We start from the raw sequence: 18,942 nt of genomic DNA on the forward strand, positions 1-18,942 counted from the left end.
TTTTCAAGTCTGTCAAGAAAGCGATTTTCATGTTTTTATAAAAAATATGATAAAATACTTGACTCTCCTCAAAGGGGAGGGTATATACTATTTATGTGAGGAGGAAATCATGTACCATATCAAAGAAGCTGCGCAACTTTCAGGTGTCTCCGTCAAGACTCTCTACCATTATGACAAGATTGGACTTTTGGTTCCATTAAAGTCAGAAAATGGCTATCGGACCTATAGTCAAGAGGATTTAGAACGACTACAGATTATCCTCTATTACAAGTATCTAGGCTTTTCTTTAGAAAAAATAGCAGAGCTATTGAAGGAAGAAAAGACGGACTTGTTACCACATTTAACTAGACAGTTGGACTATTTAACCCAGGAGAGGCAACATCTAGATACCTTGATTTTAACCTTACAAAAAACCATTCAAGAACAAAAAGGAGAAAGAAAAATGACTATTGAGGAAAAATTCACTGGATTTAGCTACCAAGACCATCAAAAATACCACCAAGAAGCAGTAAACAAGTATGGCCAAGAAGTCATGGATCAAGCACTTGAGCGTCAAAAAGGACGAGAGGATGAGGCTGCAACAGCCTTTAATCAAGTCTTTCAAAGCTTAGCTCAAAATCTCAAAGATGGTCTACCGATAACAGCATCTGAAAACCAAGAAGAAGTAGGCAAACTCTTGCAAGCCATCCGTACTTATGGATTTGACTGCTCTATCGAGGTCTTTGGTCATATCGGAAAAGGCTATGTCTATAATCCAGAGTTTAAGGAAAACATTGATAAGTTTGGACAGGGAACAGCCCAGTACACATCAGATGTCATTGCTCACTATGTAAGCACACAGACTCGATAAAACTCACAGACTGACAAAGCCAGTAACAGAATTTTAGTAGGAAGACATAGACTTAGATAAGATAAAAATCGGCGGAGTGACCTCTGCCGATTTCTTACTTTAAAGTTTAATCATAATGTAGACTTCCTGCCACCCAGCCAGTACAGAGGGCAGAAGTGATGTTAAAGCCACCCGTGTGGGCGTTGATATCTAGGACCTCTCCTGCAAAGTGAAGGCCAGGAACCAGTTTGCTTTCCAGCGTTTTAGGATTGATTTCCTTGAGACTAACACCTCCTTTGGTAACAAAGGATTTAGCCAAGGACATTTTGCCAGTTACTGGAATTTTAAGAGCTTTGATAGACTGGACAAGTTGGTCGCGTTCTCTTTCAGTTAGTTGTTTGACTTTTTCAGGATATCCTTGGACAAAAAATTCTGCCAAGCGTTCAGGGAGTATAGCTTTTAAGGCATTTTTCAAGGATTTTTCACGGTTCTCTTCTAAAAAGTCAACTAAGTCACCTTCTGAAAGTTGTGGCAAGACATCTAGAGAGAGAATTTCCCCACCCTTGACAAAGCTAGACATGCGCAGCGCAGCAGGACCTGACAAACCAAAGTGAGTAAAGAGTAGGTCATGAGTGATGACATGCTTGCCATAGCTTAGGGTCACATCGTCTAGGGAAATCCCCTGCAAGGCCTTATGCGGGAAATCAGTCAACAATGGACTTTCAGCAGCCTCAAGCTCGGTAATGGTGTGTTTGAAATGGCGAGCAATCTCATGACCAAAACCAGTAGAGCCAGTAGAAGGATAGGATTTTCCACCTGTTGTGACAATGAGTTTATCACAAGTGAAAGTTTGATCTGTAGACTTAAGGACAAACTGGTCGTCAATCTTTTTAACCGAAACAATCTCTGTTTGAGTGGCAACTTGCCCACCTAGCTCCATGATTTTCTTTTCCAATGCTTCGATAATGGTGCGAGATTTATCACTGGCTGGAAAGACGCGGCCATGGTCTTCGACCTTGAGTTTTACGCCATTTTCAGTAAAAAAGTTGATGATATCATGGTTATCAAACTGGGAAAAGACACTGTATAGAAAGCGGCCATTTCCAGGGATGCCAGCTAATAGGTCATCTAGAGTTCCATTGTTGGTCACGTTGCAACGACCACCACCAGTACCAGCTAATTTTTTTCCAAGTTTTCGATTTTTTTCAATGAGAAGTGTTTTCTGCCCATAAAAGCTACTTGAAATCGTAGCCATCATACCAGCCGGGCCTCCCCCGATTACAATAGTATCAAAATATTTCATAAAAGTATTGTACCATAAAAAAGACGGAGGGACAGAAATCGGTAAATCAAGTTTTGCATGATAGTACCTAGTCCCGTGAATCTTTATCAAACCCGTGGCTTCTTCAAGCTTATGTATTGACAAGATGAAATTGTCAGTACAAAAGTCTACTCAGCTACAGTAGAAAAGATAATTGCTGATAAAAATTGAGGTCGGGACATTGAATCCCGACCTCTGTCTTATATAAATTAGTCAATTTCATATCCCATGAGGAGTCCACCTTCTTCTGCATAAAAACTGCAGAGTCCAGAGGTTGGGATAATCTTGATTTCAGCTTGTGGGAATTTTTCACGCAAGAGTTCTGAGAGTTGTTGGCAGAATTTATCATTACTGCGGTGAGCCATGACGATACGCCCACCAGCGTAGCCAGCCTTGATTAACTCTTCATAAGCAGCTTGGAGGGACTTCTTAGCACCACGAGCCTTTTGTAGGAGTTCCAAGGTTCCAGTTTCACTTGCTTCCCCGACCATACGAATATTAAGCAGCCCAACAACTGTACCGATCAGCTTACTCAAGCGACCATTCTTAACGAGGTTATCAACCTTAGCGAGGACGAATAGTAACTTAGTTTTTTCTTGGTAAGCAGTAATAGCTTTAACCACTTCTTCAAAAGAAAGTCCTTGGTCAATCAAATCATTGATTTTTTCTACGATAAGGTCAACTTCTCCACCAGCAGATAAACTATCAATGACATGAATCTGAGTATCAGGATGTTCTTCGAGATAGAGATTCTTAGCTAATTGAGCGCTGTTTTGACTACCAGAAAGAGTTCCGGTAATGGTCACTACAAAAATATGGTTTGCCCCTTCAAATGCTCGCAAGTAATCATCAGGGCTAGGACAAGCTGATTTTGAAGCTTCAGAAGTTGCATACATGGTTTCCATCATTTTGTCAATATCAAGACTAGCATCGTCAATAAAGACTTGATCAGCCACTTGAATGGTTAAGGGAACACTGATGAATTCAGTATCAATTGCTGGATTTGCCAGTTGACGATAATCACAACCAGAGTCAGCTACAATCTTCCATGTCATAGAAATTCTCCATCTTTATCACTTATACATTGACAAAGGTTCTGTCTTTTTTTACAATTATATCATGAAAAATCTTAAAACAAAAGTCTCGTCACTCTGTTGTCACAAGTAGAAAGGAAGTGTTATGGCCGAACGAAGAATTTCTGAAAATTCACTTGAAAATCTCAGAAAATCAAACAAAGAATCCAATTTACTGACCAGAGAAGCTATCGAAACAGCTCTCTTGCAACTTTTGGAGAAAAAGGAGTTGACAAAGATTAGCATTTCCGAATTGGTAAAAAGAGCTGGGGTCTCCCGTGCAGCTTTTTATCGAAACTATGACTCCAAAGAAGAGATTTTAGAAAGCGTCTTTAAACGCAGTGTCCATAATATCATGGAGCAGCTGAGTCATTACGATGTCAAAACGGATCTCTATCTGGTTTGGGTTCATCTCTTTCGTGAAGCCAGAAAAGAAGCCAAGATTATTCAGCTTGCCTTGGACTACCACTTGGAAAAAATCTTTGTGCAAGCCATGCAAGAGTTTTTAGAAAAATACTATGGAAAATCAAAAGGAGTCAGCTCTTATCTGCATTCTTTTTGGAGTTCTGCCATCGTATCAGTTTTGCTAAAATGGATCAAGGATGGAATGAAGGTTCCTGCTGAAAAAATTGCAGATTTACGCCTACCATTTTTCAAAAAATAGATCAGGAGGAGAGAAGTTATGACAGAAAAAAGACTGGCTTGGGATGAGTATTTTGCTGCTCAAGCCCTATTGATTGCCAATCGTTCAACCTGTAAACGCGCCAAGGTAGGAGCTGTTTTAGTCAAGGATAATAAGGTGATTTCAACAGGTTATAATGGCTCTGTATCAGGAACGGAGCATTGTATTGACCATGACTGTTTGGTGATTGAGGGCCACTGTGTCCGCACTCTTCATGCTGAGGTTAATGCTATTTTACAAGGAGCCGAACGTGGCGTTCCAAAAGGATTTACAGCTTACGTTACACATTTTCCTTGTCTCAACTGCACCAAGCAATTACTCCAGGTAGGTTGTGAACGTGTCGTTTATATTAACCAGTACCGTATGGACGACTACGCCCAGTATCTCTATCGTGAAAAAGGGACTGAGTTGACCCATTTACCACTTGAGACAGTACAAGCAGCTCTTCAAGAAGCTAACTTGATTTAAAAATTTAAAAAAAAGATGGTTTAGAAGGATTTTTAAACCATTTTTTGATATAATAAGAAGAATAAATTGAAAGAAGGAATTCAGAAAATGGGAAAACTTGAAGTCATTAATCATCCACTCATTCAACACAAATTGTCAATCTTGCGTCGTACAGACACTTCTACAAAAGCTTTTCGTGAGTTAGTAGATGAAATTGCTATGTTGATGGGATATGAAGTACTTCGTGATCTTCCGCTTGAAGACGTTGAAATCGAAACACCTATCACAAAAACAGTCCAAAAACAATTGGCTGGTAAAAAATTGGCAATTGTTCCAATCTTGCGTGCAGGTATTGGGATGGTCGATGGGCTATTGAGCTTGGTTCCAGCAGCCAAAGTTGGACATATTGGTATGTACCGTGATGAAGAAACTCTTCAACCAGTAGAATACTTGGTTAAATTACCTGAAGATATCGACCAACGTCAAATTTTTGTGGTTGACCCTATGCTTGCAACAGGTGGTTCTGCAATCTTGGCTGTTGATTCCCTCAAAAAACGTGGAGCATCAAACATCAAATTTGTCTGCCTTGTATCTGCTCCAGAAGGTGTAAAAGCTCTTCAAGAAGCTCACCCAGATGTAGAAATCTTTACAGCAGCTTTGGATGAACGCTTGAACGAACATGGCTATATCGTTCCAGGTCTTGGTGACGCTGGAGACCGTTTGTTCGGAACTAAGTAAAATTCTAAGCTTACCCTAAAACTGTTCATTAGTTTTAGTCTAGAAAGGAGGTTGAATTTTTGTGTCTGTTTTTAGGATAGAGCAAAAATTTGACCTTTTTTGACCAAAAAGATATAATAGTCCTGTATCAAGTCGCTTGACTAGGAAATTTAGAAATCAGAAGGAGAAATGAATGATTCCTGTAGTTATTGAACAAACAAGTCGTGGAGAACGTTCATATGACATTTACTCACGTCTTTTAAAAGATCGTATCATTATGTTGACTGGACCAGTCGAAGACAATATGGCCAATTCAGTTATCGCCCAATTGCTTTTCTTGGATGCCCAAGATAGTACAAAAGATATCTACCTTTATGTAAATACTCCAGGTGGTTCTGTATCAGCTGGTTTGGCAATCGTTGATACTATGAACTTTATCAAGGCAGATGTCCAAACCATTGTTATGGGGATGGCTGCTTCAATGGGAACAATCATTGCTTCAAGTGGAGCAAAAGGCAAGCGTTTTATGCTTCCAAATGCCGAGTACATGATTCACCAACCGATGGGTGGTACAGGTGGTGGTACACAGCAAACAGATATGGCCATTGCTGCTGAACACTTGCTTAAAACTCGTAAAACTTTGGAGCAAATTCTTGCAGATAATTCTGGTAAATCAGTTGAGCAAATCCATGCAGATGCTGAACGTGATTACTGGATGAGCGCTCAAGAAACACTTGAATATGGTTTCATTGATGAAATCATGGCTAATAATTCTTTGAATTAATCTTTTGAAGCAAACTCGACTGAGTTTGCTTTTTTTGATATAATAGTAAGAAGATTTTTAGAAGGAAGTTGTAATATGTTTCAAAAAGAGAATCGGTCTGGTCTGATTATCTACCTATACTATAATCGTGATGCAAAAAAACTCGATAATTATGGTGATATTTGTTACCACTCTAAAAAACACCGTTATCTGCAACTTTATGTCCCAACAGAAGAAGTGGAAGAACTGGTTAGCCGTTTAGGAAAAGAGAAATTTGTCAAAAAAGTGAGACGATGTCATATCCAAGAATTGGAAACTCCCTTTGTTGGTAGTCTCTACAGAAATAACGAAAACGTTATCATGTAAAAATTTAGATAAATGTGTTGACAATTTTCTGATAATTCGGTATATTCTTAACATGTAATTTAAATTAAGTAATTAAAAGGAGATAAACATGAAGAAAAAATTTGTCTTGTCACTTGTAGCTCTTGCAAGTGTGGCTGTTTTAGCAGCTTGTGGAGAAGTAAAGTCAGGAGCTTCAAACTCAACTGGTAACCCAGTGGATGAGAAAGTCGTTAAAATTGGTTTCAACTTTGAAGAAACTGGTGCTGTAGCCTCTTACGGTACATCTGAGCAGAAGGGTGCTCAACTTGCAGTTGATGAAATTAACGCAGCAGGTGGTATCGATGGAAAACAAATCGAAGTAGTAGACAAAGATAACAAATCTGAAACTGCTGAAGCTGCTTCAGTTTCAACAAACCTTGTTACTCAATCTAAAGTAGCAGCTATCGTAGGACCTGCAACTTCAGGTGCAACTGCAGCAGCAGTAGCAAATGCTACACAAGCTGGAGTTCCATTGATTTCTCCAAGTGCTACTCAAGATGGTTTGACAAAAGGTCAAGATTTCCTTTTCATCGGAACATTCCAAGATAGCTTCCAAGGGAAAATCATTTCTAACTATGTTACAAACAAGTTGAACGCTAAGAAAGTAGTCTTATATACAGATAACTCAAGTGACTATGCTAAAGGAATTGCAAAATCATTCCGTGATTCATTCTCAGGCGAAATCGTAGCAGATGAAACATTTGTATCAGGTGACACTGACTTCCAAGCAGCTTTGACAAAAATCAAAGATAAAGACTTTGATGCAATCGTATTGCCAGGTTACTATACAGAAGCTGGTAAGATTGTAAACCAAGCTCGTGGTATGGGAATTGATAAACCAATCATCGGTGGTGATGGATTCAACGGTGCAGAATTTGTTCAACAAGCAACAGCCGAACGTGCATCAAATATCTACTTCATCTCAGGTTTCTCAACTACTGTAGAGGTTTCAGATAAGGCAAAAGCCTTCCTTGAAGCTTACCGTGCAAAATACAACGAAGATCCTTCAACATTTGCAGCTCTTGCTTATGACTCAGTTTACCTTGTAGCTAATGCAGCAAAAGGTGCAAAAACTTCAGTTGATATCAAGAACAATCTTGCTAAAACACAAAACTTCGAAGGTGTTACAGGTCAAACAAGCTTTGATGCAGATCACAACACTGTGAAAACAGCCTTCATGATGACCATGAATAATGGTAAAGTAGAAGCGGCAGAAGTCGTAAAACCATAATTATAGATATTGTAAATGGGGAATGAGCTTTTACTCACTCCCTGTTTCAGTATTTATGAAAGGATTATTTTTTTAAAAAAATCCTAAAAATAATAATTAGAAAGAGTGAACCATATGCTTCAACAACTTGTCAATGGTCTAATCTTGGGTAGTGTCTATGCACTACTAGCCCTAGGTTATACTATGGTTTATGGAATTATCAAGCTCATTAACTTTGCTCATGGTGATATTTACATGATGGGTGCTTTCATGGGTTATTTCTTGATTAATTCCTTGCAATTAAATTTCTTTGTTGCCTTGATCTTATCGATGATCGGTACTGCAATTCTCGGTGTTATCATTGAGTTTCTTGCTTATCGTCCATTACGTCATTCAACTCGTATCTCTGTATTGATTACAGCCATCGGGGTTTCCTTCTTACTGGAGTATGGGATGGTCTATCTGGTAGGCGCCAATACACGTGCCTTCCCTCAAGCAATCCAAACAGTTCGTTATGACTTGGGACCAATTAGTTTAACAAATATTCAATTGTTGATTTTGACTGTCTCACTTGTTTTGATGGTTCTTCTACAACTCATCGTACAAAAAACCAAGATGGGGAAAGCCATGCGTGCCGTTTCTGTAGATAGTGATGCTGCTCAGCTGATGGGGATTAACGTGAACCGTACAATCAGTTTTACCTTTGCATTGGGTTCAGCTCTAGCTGGTGCAGCGGGTGTCTTGATTGCACTTTACTATAACTCTCTTGAACCATTGATGGGAATGACTCCAGGTATAAAATCATTCGTGGCTGCCGTTCTTGGTGGTATCGGAATTATCCCTGGTGCAGCTCTGGGTGGCTTTGTTATTGGTCTTTTGGAGACATTTGCTACCGCCTTCGGAATGTCAGATTTCCGTGATGCCATCGTGTATGGAATCTTACTCTTAATCTTGATTGTTCGCCCAGCTGGTATCCTCGGTAAGAATGTGAAAGAGAAGGTGTAAACAATGAAAGAAAATTTAAAAGTTAATATTCTATGGTTATTCCTTTTGTTGCTTGGATATGGTTTGATTAGCCTATTGGTTTCTATAGGAGTCTTGAACCTTTTCCATATTCAGATTATTGAACAAATCGGTATCAACATTATTCTAGCAGTAGGTCTTAACCTTATCGTTGGGTTCTCTGGTCAGTTTTCACTTGGACATGCTGGATTTATGGCTATTGGTGCCTATGCAGCAGCCATTATCGGATCAAAATCTCCAACCTATGGTGCATTCTTTGGAGCTATGTTGCTCGGTGCAATCATTGCTGGTCTGGTTGCCTTGGTCGTTGGAATTCCTACCCTACGTTTGAAAGGGGATTATCTTGCGGTTGCGACACTTGGTGTTGCTGAAATTATTCGTATCTTCATTATTAATGGTGGAAGCCTTACAAACGGTGCTGCTGGTATTTTGGGGATTCCTAACTTTACAACTTGGCAAATGGTATATTTCTTTGCTGTGATTACAACGATTGCTACTCTCAATTTCCTTCGTAGTCCTATCGGGCGTTTAACTTTATCTGTTCGTGAAGATGAGATTGCTGCTGAGTCAGTAGGGGTAAATACTACAAAAATTAAAATCATCGCTTTTGTTTTTGGTGCTGTTACTGCAAGTATCGCTGGTACTCTTCAGTCAGGATTTATCGGATCAGTCGTACCAAAAGATTATACGTTCATCAACTCTATCAATGTATTGATTATCGTTGTATTTGGTGGTTTAGGATCCATTACAGGGGCAATTGTTGCTGCAATCGTGCTTGGAATCTTGAACATGCTCCTTCAAGATGTGGCCAGCGTTCGTATGATTATCTATGCTTTGGCCTTAGTACTCGTTATGATCTTCAGACCAGGTGGTCTTCTTGGGACTTGGGAATTGAGCCTATCACGTCTCTTTAAAAAAGGTAAGAAGGAGGGACAAAACTAATGGCATTGCTTGAAGTAAAAAATTTAACCAAACATTTTGGTGGTCTGACAGCCGTTGGGGACGTCACTCTCGAATTGAACGAAGGTGAACTTGTTGGTTTGATTGGACCGAATGGTGCTGGGAAAACAACTCTTTTCAACTTGCTGACTGGAGTTTATGAACCAAGCGAAGGAACAGTAACCTTGGATGGCCACTTGTTAAATGGCAAGCAACCCTATAAAATTGCTGCTCTTGGTTTAGGGCGTACCTTCCAAAACATCCGCCTCTTTAAAGACTTGACAGTTTTGGATAACGTTCTGATTGCATTTAGTAACCATCATAAACAACATGTTTTTGCAAGTTTCTTGCGCTTACCAGCTTTTTATAAAAATGAAAAAGAATTGAAAGCTAAAGCCTTAGAATTACTAAAAATCTTTGATTTGGATGGAGATGCTGAAACTCTAGCTAAAAATTTAGCCTATGGTCAACAACGTCGCTTAGAGATTGTTCGTGCTCTTGCTACAGAACCTAAAATCCTCTTCTTGGATGAGCCTGCAGCGGGTATGAATCCACAAGAAACTGCAGAATTGACTGAGTTGATTCGTCGTATTAAGGATGAATTCAAGATTACTATCATGCTGATTGAACATGATATGAACTTGGTTATGGAAGTTACGGAGCGTATCTATGTTCTTGAGTACGGTCGTTTGATTGCTCACGGGACACCAGATGAAATCAAGAGTAATAAACGTGTTATCGAAGCTTATCTTGGAGGTGAAGCCTAATGTCTATGTTAAAAGTTGAAAACCTCTCAGTACACTATGGTATGATTCAAGCTGTACGTGATGTGAGCTTTGAAGTAAATGAAGGGGAAGTTGTTTCCCTTATCGGTGCAAACGGTGCTGGTAAAACAACCATCCTTCGTACCTTATCAGGCCTTGTTCGTCCAAGTTCTGGTCGAATTGAATTTTTGGGACAAGAAATCCAAAAGATGCCTGCACAAAAAATTGTGGCATCAGGACTTTCTCAAGTACCAGAAGGACGTCACGTCTTCCCTGGTTTGACAGTTATGGAAAACTTGGAAATGGGAGCCTTCCTTAAGAAAAATCGTGAAGAAAATCAAGCAAATCTGAAAAAAGTATTTTCACGTTTCCCGCGTTTAGAAGAACGTAAAAACCAAGATGCAGCTACTCTATCAGGTGGTGAACAGCAGATGCTTGCTATGGGACGTGCGCTTATGTCAACGCCTAAACTTCTTCTCTTAGATGAACCATCAATGGGGCTTGCTCCAATTTTTATCCAAGAAATTTTTGATATCATCCAAGATATTCAAAAACAAGGTACGACCGTTCTTTTGATCGAGCAAAATGCCAATAAGGCACTTTCCATCGCAGATCGAGGCTATGTTCTTGAAACAGGAAAGATTGTCCTATCAGGAACAGGTAAAGAGCTCGCAGCATCAGACGAAGTCAGAAAAGCATATCTAGGTGGCTAAAACAATCCAGTGGATTGTTTTAGTCGGCAGATAAAGATTGCAAAGCAATCCACATTAGTCCGGGGGACCTTTTTAGTCGGCGGATAGAGATTGCTTGGTAATCATCAGAACCAGTGGATTGTTTTAGTCGGCGGGTAAAGATTATCTTAGTCGGCGGGAAAGATTGCCAAACAAATTACATAATCATAAGATTGAGGGCCCTAATATAGGGCTCTTTTTATAGTATTTCAGAGTTTTCAGAATCTTGAAAAAGAGATGAAAGCGTTTGATTGATTTTCGTAAAAAGTGTATAATAAAGCTATAAACATAAAGGAGAGTTCCTATGGCAGTTAAAGATTTTATGACACGAAAGGTCGTATATATTAGCCCAGATACGACTGTAGCACATGCAGCAGACTTGATGCGCGAACAAGGTTTGCATCGTCTTCCTGTTATTGAAAATGATAAATTAGTTGGTCTAGTAACAGAAGGAACAATTGCTGAAGCCAGTCCATCAAAAGCAACGAGTCTTTCAATCTTTGAGATGAATTACTTGCTTAATAAAACAAAAGTAAAAGACGTCATGATTCGTAATGTTGTAACTGTCTCCGGTTATGCAAGTTTGGAAGATGCAACCTATCTTATGCTGAAAAATAAGATTGGAATCTTGCCAGTTATTGATAACGAACAAGTCTATGGTGTTATTACTGACCGTGATGTATTCAGAGCATTTCTTGAAATTTCTGGTTATGGCGAAGAGGGAATCCGTGTTCGTTTTATCACAGAAAATGAAGTTGGGGTACTTGGTAAGATTGTTTCTTTAATCGTTGAGGAAAATCTTAATATCTCTCATACTGTTAATATTCCACGTAAAGATGGTAAGATTGTTATCGAAGTTCAAATTGAGGGAACGGTTGATCTAGCTACCTTTAAACAGAAATTTGAATCTGAGAATATTCAGGTTGAAGAAATTACACAAACTTCTGCAAAAAAACTGTAAAAAATAAAATAGAAGCATTTTTTACTTGCGAAAAAAATTTTTTTCTAGTATAATAATTTATTGTGAGCAAACCTCACTTACCCCTTGCAAAGTCTTGGGGTCATTAGACCAAAAGGAGGAACATATCAATGGCTAAATACGAAATTCTTTATATCATTCGTCCAAACATTGAAGAAGAAGCGAAAAACGCTTTGGTAGCACGTTTTGACTCTATCTTGACTGACAACGGTGCAACTGTTGTTGAATCAAAAACATGGGAAAAACGTCGTCTTGCATACGAAATCCAAGATTTCCGCGAAGGACTTTACCACATCGTTAACGTTGAAGCAAATGATGATGCAGCTCTTAAAGAGTTTGACCGTCTTTCAAAAATCAACGCTGACATTCTTCGTCACATGATTGTCAAAACTGACGCGTAAGAAGGTAGATTATGATTAACAATGTTGTACTTGTAGGGCGTATGACTCGTGACGCTGAGTTGCGTTATACCCCATCAAATGTAGCAGTTGCGACTTTTACTCTTGCAGTAAACCGTACATTTAAGAGTCAAAATGGCGAACGTGAGGCTGATTTTATCAATGTCGTTATGTGGCGCCAACAGGCTGAAAATCTTGCTAATTGGGCTAAAAAAGGCTCACTTATCGGGGTGACAGGCCGTATTCAGACTCGTAGTTACGATAACCAGCAAGGACAACGTGTCTACGTGACGGAAGTCGTGGCTGAGAATTTCCAAATGTTGGAAAGCCGTAGTGTGCGTGAAGGACATACTGGTGGAGCTTATTCTGCACCAAGTTCAAACTATTCAGCACCTACTCAATCAGTGCCTGACTTTTCACGTGATGAAAATCCATTCGGAACAACAAATCCTTTGGATATTTCAGATGATGATTTACCATTCTAATGGACAATTAATACTATAAAGGAGAAAAAAACATGGCTCAACAACGTCGTGGCGGATTCAAACGCCGTAAAAAAGTTGATTACATCGCAGCAAACAAAATTGAATATGTTGATTACAAAGATACTGAGCTTCTTAGCCGTTTCGTTTCAGAACGTGGGAAAATCCTTCCTCGTCGTGTAACTGGAACTTCAGCTAAAAACCAACGTAAAGTAACAACAGCTATCAAACGCGCTCGCGTAATGGCTTTGATGCCTTTCGTAAACGAAGATTAAAAAAAGGGGTCCAGTGGACCTCTTTTTCATGAGCTTGAAAACAAGAAAGCGAATTAAGACCCCGACGGGTCTTTTTTTCACGAGATTTGAAATGAGAGAGCGAGTTTGGGTTCAGTGGACCTCTTTTTCATGAGATTGAAAATAAGGAAGCAAATTAGGACCCCAACGGGTCTTTTTTCACGAGATAGTTTTTTTCTGATCTTGGCGTGCTATAATGGTAATAGAAAGAGTAAAGATGGGTAAGTCAAAGATGAATTGTACGATTAGAAATATGATTAAGTCTGATATTGAATCCTTATCTCATGGATTTATGAATCAAGGTTGGTCTGGTAGAGAGGAAATTTTGGCTAGATATTTTCTGGAACAGGAAAGTGGGGAGAGAGAAGTCTTAGTTGCAGAGATTGATGGTGTTGTAGCGGGCTACGTTACCATTTTGCCCTCTGCTAAACATGGTCCTTTTGCAGAAGTCTATCCAGAATTATCAGATTTTAATGTGTTTGAGCCTTTTCGAAATCAAGGGATTGGGAATCAACTGCTAGAAGAAGCAGAAAAACGAGTCAAGTTTGTTTCGAGTAAGGTCACTCTTGGTGTAGGTTTGCACTTAGGCTATGGCCCTGCCCAGAGATTGTATATCAGACGGGGCTACATTCCAGATGGGACAGGTGTCTGGTATCGAAATCAACCCTTAGAAATGAATGCAACTAGCCAAAATAATGATGATTTGGTTTTGTATCTAGTAAAGGAATTCGGATAAGAGACAAGGATTTTATTGGGGATGTGGGATTCCTCTACTTTATGGTATAATGGAAAGAGTGAATTGAAGGAGGTAATGAGATGGATGCGAAATTAAGATATAAGGCGAAAAAGATAAAGATTGTTTTTTTTGATATTGATGATACTTTGAGAGACTCAAAGACTGGTTTTATCCCAACCGCAATTCCAACAGTATTTCAACAATTACGTGAAAAAGGTATTTTGACTGGGATTGCGACTGGTCGTGGGATTTTCGGTGTCGTGCCAGAGATTCGCGAGCTTAAACATGACTTTTTTGTTACTCTGAATGGTGCCTATATTGAGGATAAAAAAGGCAATGTGATTGATAGTAACAAAATCTCTAAAGATAAGGTTGAAAGCTATATTGCTTGGACTAAGGAAGTGGGGATTGACTATGGTTTAGTTGGTAGTCATACTGCTAAACTCTCCACTAGAACTGAGTTGATTAGTGAGGCCATTGATCCAATTTATCCCGACTTAGATGTAGATCCAGATTTTTATGAAAAAGAAGACATCTATCAGATGTGGACTTTTGAGGATCAGGGAGATGACCTGACTTTGCCTGAAAGTTTAGCATCGACTTTGCGTATGGTACGCTGGCATGAACATTCGTCAGATGTGGTACCAATTTCAGGTTCAAAAGCAGCTGGTGTAGCAAAAGTTGTAGAACATTTAGGTCTTAAACCTGAGAACGTGATGGTTTTTGGGGACGGACTTAACGATTTAGAGCTCTTTGATTATGCAGGCATTAGTGTCGCTATGGGTGTTTCTCATGACAAAATCAAAGAAAAAGCAGATTATATTACAAAAACATTAGAAGAGGATGGCATTTTCGATGCCTTAGAAGGATTTGGTATGGTAGAAAAAGAATTACAGTTTCCACAAGTAGACATTGAAGCAGTAGAAGGTCCGATTGCGACTATTAAGACAAATCATGGAGACTTGCGTATTAAGCTTTTCCCTGAGCATGCACCAAAAACAGTTGCCAACTTTATTGCTCTGTCTAAAGATGGTTACTATGATGGTGTCATTTTCCATCGTATTATCAAGGACTTTATGATTCAAGGTGGAGACCCAACTGGAACTGGTATGGGTGGCGAGTCAATCTATGGAGAATCTTTTGAGGATGAGTTTTCAGAAGAACTTTACAATGTCCGTGGAGCCCTTTCTATGGCTAATGCTGGGCCAAATACAAATGGTAGCCAGTTCTTTATCGTGCAAAATCAACACTTGCCATATTCTAAGAAAGAAATTGCTCGTGGTGGTTGGCCAGAACCAATTGCGGAAATTTATGCGGATCAAGGTGGAACTCCTCACCTTGATCGTCGTCACACAGTTTTTGGACAGCTTGCGGATGAAGCTTCTTATGAAGTTCTGGATGCAATTGCAGGTGTAGAAACAGGTGTAATGGACAAACCAGTTGAAGATGTCGTCATCGAAACGATTGAAATCGAGGACTAAAATGAAAATAGGTGATAAGCTAACAGGGCGAATTACAGGGATTCAGTCTTATGGAGCCTTTGTGGAGTTAGAGACTGGTATCACGGGCTTGATTCATATTTCTGAAATTCGTACAGGATTTATTGAGAATATCTATGATGTACTGAAAATCGGTGAAGAAGTTCAAGTCCAGGTTGTCGATTTGGACGAATATACAGGGAAAGCAAGTCTTTCTATTCGGACTTTGGAAGAAGAGAAACATCAATTACCGAGACGGAGACGTTTTTCAAGTGACCGTGTCAAATACGGATTTGCTCCTTTGGCTCGCATGATGCCTATCTGGACCAAGGAAGCTATCTCTAATCTAAATAAGAAAAAGTCTTAATTGATTTTTCTCTCTTGAAATGTTAATATAGTTTGTTATAATAGAAGTATGGTAGAAGAATTATTAAAATCAGGAGAGAGAATCAATCAGCTCTTTTCTACAGATATCAAGATTATTCAAAATAGAGAGGTTTTCAGCTATTCGGTGGATAGTGTACTTTTGTCACGCTTTCCTCGCTTTCCTAAAAATGGCTTGATAGTGGATTTTTGTGCGGGTAATGGAGCTGTTGGACTTTTTGCCAGTAGTCGTACTAAGGCGAAAATTCTGTCTGTTGAAATCCAGGAACGATTGGCGGATATGGCAGACCGGTCAGTCCGATTAAATGGCTTAGAAGAACAGATGCAGGTCATTTGTGATGATTTGAAAAATATGCCTGCTTACATTCAGGGGAGTAAGGTTGATTTGATTTTATGCAACCCTCCCTATTTTAAGGTGGACCCAAATTCTAATCTGAACGAGAGTGAGCACTATTTGTTGGCTCGGCACGAAATTACGACCAATCTTAAGGAAATCTGCCGTAGTGCCCAAAGTATTCTCAAATCCAATGGGCGTTTAGCCATGGTTCATCGTCCAGATAGATTGTTAGATATTTTAGATACGCTTCAACAGCATAATCTAGCTCCAAAGCGTCTGCAATTTGTTTACCCTAAACGGGAGAAAGAAGCCAATATGCTTTTGATCGAGGCTATCAAGGACGGCTCCACTAGTGGTTTTAAGGTTCTGCCACCACTCATTGTTCATAATGATGATGGTTCCTATACTCCAGAAATTCAAGAGATTTACTATGGATCATAAGGCTTACATGTATGTGGTAGAGTGTTGTGATGGTACCTACTATACTGGCTATACAACGGATGTCAAAAAAAGAATCGCCGTTCACAATAGCGGTAAAGGAGCAAAATATACACGAGCTCGGTTGCCAGTAAAACTTATCTATGTAGAAGGTTTCGATAGTAAAGAAGAAGCCATGTCAGCCGAAGCGCTTCTAAAACGTAAGAAGAGGCCACAGAAGGAAAGATTTTTATCTGAAAACCAAGAAAAAAATTTAATCAGTCATTTTGAAGAGTAGAGGGGAGTTCTTTGACTCCCCTTACTTTTGTCAAAAATTGAAAAAAATGCTACAATAGAGTGAATAAAGAAACGAGGTATAATCATGTCTAAGATTCTAGTATTTGGTCACCAAAATCCAGATTCAGATGCCATCGGGTCATCTGTAGCCTTTGCCTATCTTGCAAAAGAAGCTTATGGTTTGGATACAGAAGCAGTGGCTCTAGGAACTCCAAATGAAGAAACAGCTTTCGTCTTGAACTATTTTGGTGTAGAAGCACCGCGCGTAATCACATCAGCTAAAGCAGAAGGTGCAGAACAAGTCATCTTAACTGACCACAATGAATTCCAACAATCAGTTTCAGATATTGCTGAAGTTGAAGTTTATGGTGTTGTGGACCACCACCGTGTGGCTAACTTTGAAACTGCCAGCCCACTTTACATGCGTTTGGAACCAGTTGGATCAGCATCTTCTATCGTTTACCGTATGTTCAAAGAACACGGTGTAGCTGTTCCAAAAGAAATTGCAGGTTTGATGCTATCAGGTTTGATTTCAGATACCCTTCTTTTGAAATCTCCAACAACACACCCATCTGATAAAGTGATTGCGCCTGAATTGGCTGAATTGGCTGGTGTGAACTTGGAAGAATACGGTCTTGCAATGCTCAAAGCTGGTACAAATTTGGCAAGCAAGTCAGCAGAAGAATTGATCGACATCGATGCAAAGACTTTTGAACTCAACGGTAACAACGTACGTGTTGCCCAAGTGAATACAGTTGATATTGCTGAAGTCTTGGAACGCCAAGCTGAAATCGAAGCAGCCATCCAAGCCGCAAATACAGCAAATGGCTACTCTGACTTTGTCTTGATGATCACAGATATCGTTAACTCAAACTCAGAAATTTTGGCTCTTGGTGCTAATATGGACAAGGTAGAAGCAGCCTTTAACTTCAAACTTGAAAACAACCATGCTTTCCTTCCAGGTGCCGTTTCACGTAAGAAACAAGTGGTACCACAATTGACTGAAAGCTTTAATGCTTAATTGTAATATAAAAATGGGGATACCCATTGTTAAAAAGGAGTCGAGGCTCCTTTTTTGCTAGGAGAGAAGTATGTTAGAAAATGGCAATTTGATTTTTGTGAAAGATGATTCGGATATAGGACAGGCCATCCAGGAATCTACTGGTAACTACAGTCACGTGGCTATCTTTTTGGACGGACAGGTCTATCACGCCACGGTAGAAGGTGGTGTCCTTGCTCAGTCTCCTGAGGAATTCTTTGAACACGGGAAAGTATATGACCTTTATCACTATGAGCAGATTGATTGTATAGAGGTCAAAAAGCGAGCAGAGAGTCTTTTAGGGGCTCCCTACAATGCTTCTTTTTACCCAGATGGAGATGGTTTCTATTGCTCCCAGTTTGTAGCAGAAATCCTCCCTATTTTTGAGCCCATTCCCATGAAGTTTGGTGATGATACACAGGAAATCAGTGATTTCTGGAGAGAATATTATCGAGAGTTGGGGCTTCCTGTACCTCTGAATCAGCCTGGCACTAACCCGAGTCAATTAGCAGCATCACCACTTTTAGTTTGTAAAGAAAGGAATCTTCATGATTCAGATTTTTAATCCATCTCGTTTGACGCGACAACCATTCTTTAGAAATTTGGTAGACTATCTTGATCAGCATGATGATGTTATCCTCCGTGAAATCAAGGCTCAGTTTCCAGAGGTCGCAGTTGACAAGTATTTGGAGGAATACATTAAAGCGGGTTTGATTTTGAGAGAAAATAAACGCTATTATCTCAATCTCCCTTTTCTAAAGTCTACAGAATCTCTTGAACTAGACCAGGAAGTTTATGTGAGTGATGATAGTCAAATCTATCAAGAAATCCTGGGGAAACATTTTCAGACCGAATTGCGCAATCAAACCAATGCAGCAATTTTAAAAGAATATACCGATTTTGCAAGAGAAAAGATGACACTGTCTAATTATTTTTATAAGGTTAAGCATCAGTATCCTTTGACGGAAGAACAGCAGGCGCTCTATGGAATTTTAGGAGATGTCAACCCTGAGTATGCCCTTAAGTATATGACTACTTTTTTGCTCAAGTTTCTAAAGAAAGATCAACTCATGCAGAAACGCCGTGATATCTTTGTTGATAGTTTAGTCTTATTAGGTTACATCGTTCAAAATGAAGATGGGAAATATGAGTTGGTTGTAGAATTTGATAAAGAGAGATTCATCTTTAGAAAAAAATAGAAGAGAGAGTGGGACAGAAA

Annotated in this window: 25 protein-coding genes; 23 read left to right on the forward strand and 2 right to left on the reverse strand. The window is 39.4% G+C overall.

Annotated elements, in window-relative coordinates:
* Positions 1-109: 109 nt before the first annotated feature.
* Positions 110-850: a MerR family transcriptional regulator gene (locus AB2B50_RS00705; RefSeq protein ID WP_320692271.1), complete on the forward strand. Its 741-nt coding sequence runs from the start codon at positions 110-112 to the stop codon at positions 848-850.
* A 106-nt stretch (positions 851-956) separates the two neighbouring features.
* Here the strand turns inward: AB2B50_RS00705 and AB2B50_RS00710 are convergent, their stop codons facing one another.
* Positions 957-2,132 carry a BaiN/RdsA family NAD(P)/FAD-dependent oxidoreductase gene (locus AB2B50_RS00710; protein ID WP_320692270.1) on the reverse strand — a complete coding sequence of 392 codons (1,176 nt, stop codon included), beginning with the start codon at positions 2,130-2,132 and terminating at the stop codon, positions 957-959.
* Positions 2,133-2,359: 227 nt separating this feature from the next.
* The gene (locus tag AB2B50_RS00715) at positions 2,360-3,205 is read right to left on the reverse strand and encodes a DegV family protein (protein WP_248034768.1); all 846 of its coding nucleotides are present in this window, start codon (positions 3,203-3,205) and stop codon (positions 2,360-2,362) included.
* A gap of 124 nt (positions 3,206-3,329) precedes the next feature.
* On the opposite strand from AB2B50_RS00715, the gene AB2B50_RS00720 reads away from it, so the two are divergent.
* From AB2B50_RS00720 to AB2B50_RS00825, 22 genes are all read left to right on the forward strand, one after another.
* Positions 3,330-3,887: a TetR/AcrR family transcriptional regulator gene (locus AB2B50_RS00720; RefSeq protein ID WP_311523089.1), complete on the forward strand. Its 558-nt coding sequence runs from the start codon at positions 3,330-3,332 to the stop codon at positions 3,885-3,887.
* Positions 3,888-3,905: 18 nt separating this feature from the next.
* Positions 3,906-4,373: a deoxycytidylate deaminase gene (locus AB2B50_RS00725; protein WP_000136981.1), complete on the forward strand. Its 468-nt coding sequence runs from the start codon at positions 3,906-3,908 to the stop codon at positions 4,371-4,373.
* 87 nt (positions 4,374-4,460) lie between these two features.
* Entirely contained in the window at positions 4,461-5,090 is a 630-nt protein-coding gene (upp, locus tag AB2B50_RS00730) for a uracil phosphoribosyltransferase (RefSeq protein WP_000517029.1), read from the forward strand.
* Between the two features lie 172 nt (positions 5,091-5,262).
* Positions 5,263-5,853 carry an ATP-dependent Clp protease proteolytic subunit ClpP gene (gene clpP, locus AB2B50_RS00735; RefSeq protein WP_000613459.1) on the forward strand — a complete coding sequence of 197 codons (591 nt, stop codon included), beginning with the start codon at positions 5,263-5,265 and terminating at the stop codon, positions 5,851-5,853.
* Positions 5,854-5,928: 75 nt separating this feature from the next.
* Positions 5,929-6,198, forward strand: a complete 270-nt coding sequence (locus AB2B50_RS00740) for a YlbG family protein (RefSeq protein ID WP_320692269.1) — start codon at positions 5,929-5,931, stop codon at positions 6,196-6,198.
* Between the two features lie 88 nt (positions 6,199-6,286).
* Positions 6,287-7,447, forward strand: coding sequence for an ABC transporter substrate-binding protein (locus tag AB2B50_RS00745; RefSeq protein ID WP_320692268.1), 1,161 nt, complete (start codon positions 6,287-6,289; stop codon positions 7,445-7,447).
* A gap of 114 nt (positions 7,448-7,561) precedes the next feature.
* Entirely contained in the window at positions 7,562-8,431 is an 870-nt protein-coding gene (locus AB2B50_RS00750) for a branched-chain amino acid ABC transporter permease (RefSeq protein ID WP_000941435.1), read from the forward strand.
* A gap of 3 nt (positions 8,432-8,434) precedes the next feature.
* Complete coding sequence (locus AB2B50_RS00755; RefSeq protein ID WP_049509416.1) at positions 8,435-9,391, forward strand: branched-chain amino acid ABC transporter permease; 957 nt, start codon at positions 8,435-8,437, stop codon at positions 9,389-9,391.
* Positions 9,391-10,155 carry an ABC transporter ATP-binding protein gene (locus AB2B50_RS00760; RefSeq protein ID WP_075227130.1) on the forward strand — a complete coding sequence of 255 codons (765 nt, stop codon included), beginning with the start codon at positions 9,391-9,393 and terminating at the stop codon, positions 10,153-10,155. Before AB2B50_RS00755 ends, AB2B50_RS00760 begins: the two co-directional genes overlap by 1 nt.
* Positions 10,155-10,865: an ABC transporter ATP-binding protein gene (locus AB2B50_RS00765; RefSeq protein WP_320692267.1), complete on the forward strand. Its 711-nt coding sequence runs from the start codon at positions 10,155-10,157 to the stop codon at positions 10,863-10,865. The genes AB2B50_RS00760 and AB2B50_RS00765 overlap by 1 nt, the downstream gene beginning before the upstream one ends.
* 322 nt (positions 10,866-11,187) lie before the next feature.
* Positions 11,188-11,844 (forward strand): CBS domain-containing protein, encoded by a 657-nt coding sequence (locus tag AB2B50_RS00770; RefSeq protein WP_049549357.1) that lies wholly within the window; start codon positions 11,188-11,190, stop codon positions 11,842-11,844.
* A 128-nt stretch (positions 11,845-11,972) separates the two neighbouring features.
* Positions 11,973-12,263 (forward strand): 30S ribosomal protein S6, encoded by a 291-nt coding sequence (gene rpsF, locus AB2B50_RS00775; protein ID WP_001151786.1) that lies wholly within the window; start codon positions 11,973-11,975, stop codon positions 12,261-12,263.
* A gap of 11 nt (positions 12,264-12,274) precedes the next feature.
* Positions 12,275-12,745, forward strand: coding sequence for a single-stranded DNA-binding protein SsbA (gene ssbA, locus AB2B50_RS00780; protein WP_000609604.1), 471 nt, complete (start codon positions 12,275-12,277; stop codon positions 12,743-12,745).
* A 32-nt stretch (positions 12,746-12,777) separates the two neighbouring features.
* Positions 12,778-13,017 carry a 30S ribosomal protein S18 gene (gene rpsR, locus AB2B50_RS00785; protein WP_000068664.1) on the forward strand — a complete coding sequence of 80 codons (240 nt, stop codon included), beginning with the start codon at positions 12,778-12,780 and terminating at the stop codon, positions 13,015-13,017.
* Between the two features lie 250 nt (positions 13,018-13,267).
* Positions 13,268-13,771, forward strand: a complete 504-nt coding sequence (locus tag AB2B50_RS00790; protein ID WP_061863221.1) for a GNAT family N-acetyltransferase — start codon at positions 13,268-13,270, stop codon at positions 13,769-13,771.
* An 80-nt stretch (positions 13,772-13,851) separates the two neighbouring features.
* The gene (locus tag AB2B50_RS00795) at positions 13,852-15,252 is read left to right on the forward strand and encodes a bifunctional Cof-type HAD-IIB family hydrolase/peptidylprolyl isomerase (RefSeq protein WP_075227132.1); all 1,401 of its coding nucleotides are present in this window, start codon (positions 13,852-13,854) and stop codon (positions 15,250-15,252) included.
* A gap of 1 nt (position 15,253) precedes the next feature.
* Positions 15,254-15,616: a S1 RNA-binding domain-containing protein gene (locus AB2B50_RS00800; RefSeq protein ID WP_000689622.1), complete on the forward strand. Its 363-nt coding sequence runs from the start codon at positions 15,254-15,256 to the stop codon at positions 15,614-15,616.
* A 48-nt stretch (positions 15,617-15,664) separates the two neighbouring features.
* Entirely contained in the window at positions 15,665-16,411 is a 747-nt protein-coding gene (locus tag AB2B50_RS00805) for a tRNA1(Val) (adenine(37)-N6)-methyltransferase (protein ID WP_000229054.1), read from the forward strand.
* A complete protein-coding gene (locus tag AB2B50_RS00810; RefSeq protein ID WP_000349620.1) occupies positions 16,401-16,685 on the forward strand; it encodes a GIY-YIG nuclease family protein in 285 nt (94 codons plus the stop codon). Before AB2B50_RS00805 ends, AB2B50_RS00810 begins: the two co-directional genes overlap by 11 nt.
* Positions 16,686-16,769: 84 nt before the next feature.
* Positions 16,770-17,705: a manganese-dependent inorganic pyrophosphatase gene (locus AB2B50_RS00815; protein ID WP_000036039.1), complete on the forward strand. Its 936-nt coding sequence runs from the start codon at positions 16,770-16,772 to the stop codon at positions 17,703-17,705.
* 70 nt (positions 17,706-17,775) lie between these two features.
* Entirely contained in the window at positions 17,776-18,288 is a 513-nt protein-coding gene (locus AB2B50_RS00820) for a YiiX/YebB-like N1pC/P60 family cysteine hydrolase (protein ID WP_061862839.1), read from the forward strand.
* A complete protein-coding gene (locus tag AB2B50_RS00825) occupies positions 18,272-18,922 on the forward strand; it encodes a DUF1803 domain-containing protein (RefSeq protein ID WP_320692266.1) in 651 nt (216 codons plus the stop codon). Before AB2B50_RS00820 ends, AB2B50_RS00825 begins: the two co-directional genes overlap by 17 nt.
* Positions 18,923-18,942 lie beyond the last annotated feature (20 nt).

This window comes from Streptococcus fermentans, assembly GCF_040888305.1.
Taxonomy (GTDB): Bacteria; Bacillota; Bacilli; order Lactobacillales; family Streptococcaceae; genus Streptococcus; species Streptococcus fermentans.

Coding starts and splice junctions, on each gene's coding strand:
- AB2B50_RS00755 (WP_049509416.1), top strand. CDS start 8,435: ATGAAAGAAAATTTAAAAGTTAATATTCTATGGTTATTCCTTTTGTTG.
- ssbA (WP_000609604.1), top strand. CDS start 12,275: ATGATTAACAATGTTGTACTTGTAGGGCGTATGACTCGTGACGCTGAG.
- AB2B50_RS00740 (WP_320692269.1), top strand. CDS start 5,929: ATGTTTCAAAAAGAGAATCGGTCTGGTCTGATTATCTACCTATACTAT.
- AB2B50_RS00715 (WP_248034768.1), bottom strand. CDS start 3,205: ATGACATGGAAGATTGTAGCTGACTCTGGTTGTGATTATCGTCAACTG.
- AB2B50_RS00760 (WP_075227130.1), top strand. CDS start 9,391: ATGGCATTGCTTGAAGTAAAAAATTTAACCAAACATTTTGGTGGTCTG.
- AB2B50_RS00810 (WP_000349620.1), top strand. CDS start 16,401: ATGGATCATAAGGCTTACATGTATGTGGTAGAGTGTTGTGATGGTACC.
- AB2B50_RS00750 (WP_000941435.1), top strand. CDS start 7,562: ATGCTTCAACAACTTGTCAATGGTCTAATCTTGGGTAGTGTCTATGCA.
- AB2B50_RS00725 (WP_000136981.1), top strand. CDS start 3,906: ATGACAGAAAAAAGACTGGCTTGGGATGAGTATTTTGCTGCTCAAGCC.
- rpsF (WP_001151786.1), top strand. CDS start 11,973: ATGGCTAAATACGAAATTCTTTATATCATTCGTCCAAACATTGAAGAA.
- AB2B50_RS00815 (WP_000036039.1), top strand. CDS start 16,770: ATGTCTAAGATTCTAGTATTTGGTCACCAAAATCCAGATTCAGATGCC.
- AB2B50_RS00765 (WP_320692267.1), top strand. CDS start 10,155: ATGTCTATGTTAAAAGTTGAAAACCTCTCAGTACACTATGGTATGATT.
- AB2B50_RS00820 (WP_061862839.1), top strand. CDS start 17,776: ATGTTAGAAAATGGCAATTTGATTTTTGTGAAAGATGATTCGGATATA.
- AB2B50_RS00800 (WP_000689622.1), top strand. CDS start 15,254: ATGAAAATAGGTGATAAGCTAACAGGGCGAATTACAGGGATTCAGTCT.
- AB2B50_RS00825 (WP_320692266.1), top strand. CDS start 18,272: ATGATTCAGATTTTTAATCCATCTCGTTTGACGCGACAACCATTCTTT.
- AB2B50_RS00795 (WP_075227132.1), top strand. CDS start 13,852: ATGGATGCGAAATTAAGATATAAGGCGAAAAAGATAAAGATTGTTTTT.
- AB2B50_RS00790 (WP_061863221.1), top strand. CDS start 13,268: ATGAATTGTACGATTAGAAATATGATTAAGTCTGATATTGAATCCTTA.
- AB2B50_RS00710 (WP_320692270.1), bottom strand. CDS start 2,132: ATGAAATATTTTGATACTATTGTAATCGGGGGAGGCCCGGCTGGTATG.
- clpP (WP_000613459.1), top strand. CDS start 5,263: ATGATTCCTGTAGTTATTGAACAAACAAGTCGTGGAGAACGTTCATAT.
- upp (WP_000517029.1), top strand. CDS start 4,461: ATGGGAAAACTTGAAGTCATTAATCATCCACTCATTCAACACAAATTG.
- AB2B50_RS00720 (WP_311523089.1), top strand. CDS start 3,330: ATGGCCGAACGAAGAATTTCTGAAAATTCACTTGAAAATCTCAGAAAA.
- AB2B50_RS00770 (WP_049549357.1), top strand. CDS start 11,188: ATGGCAGTTAAAGATTTTATGACACGAAAGGTCGTATATATTAGCCCA.
- AB2B50_RS00805 (WP_000229054.1), top strand. CDS start 15,665: ATGGTAGAAGAATTATTAAAATCAGGAGAGAGAATCAATCAGCTCTTT.
- AB2B50_RS00745 (WP_320692268.1), top strand. CDS start 6,287: ATGAAGAAAAAATTTGTCTTGTCACTTGTAGCTCTTGCAAGTGTGGCT.
- rpsR (WP_000068664.1), top strand. CDS start 12,778: ATGGCTCAACAACGTCGTGGCGGATTCAAACGCCGTAAAAAAGTTGAT.
- AB2B50_RS00705 (WP_320692271.1), top strand. CDS start 110: ATGTACCATATCAAAGAAGCTGCGCAACTTTCAGGTGTCTCCGTCAAG.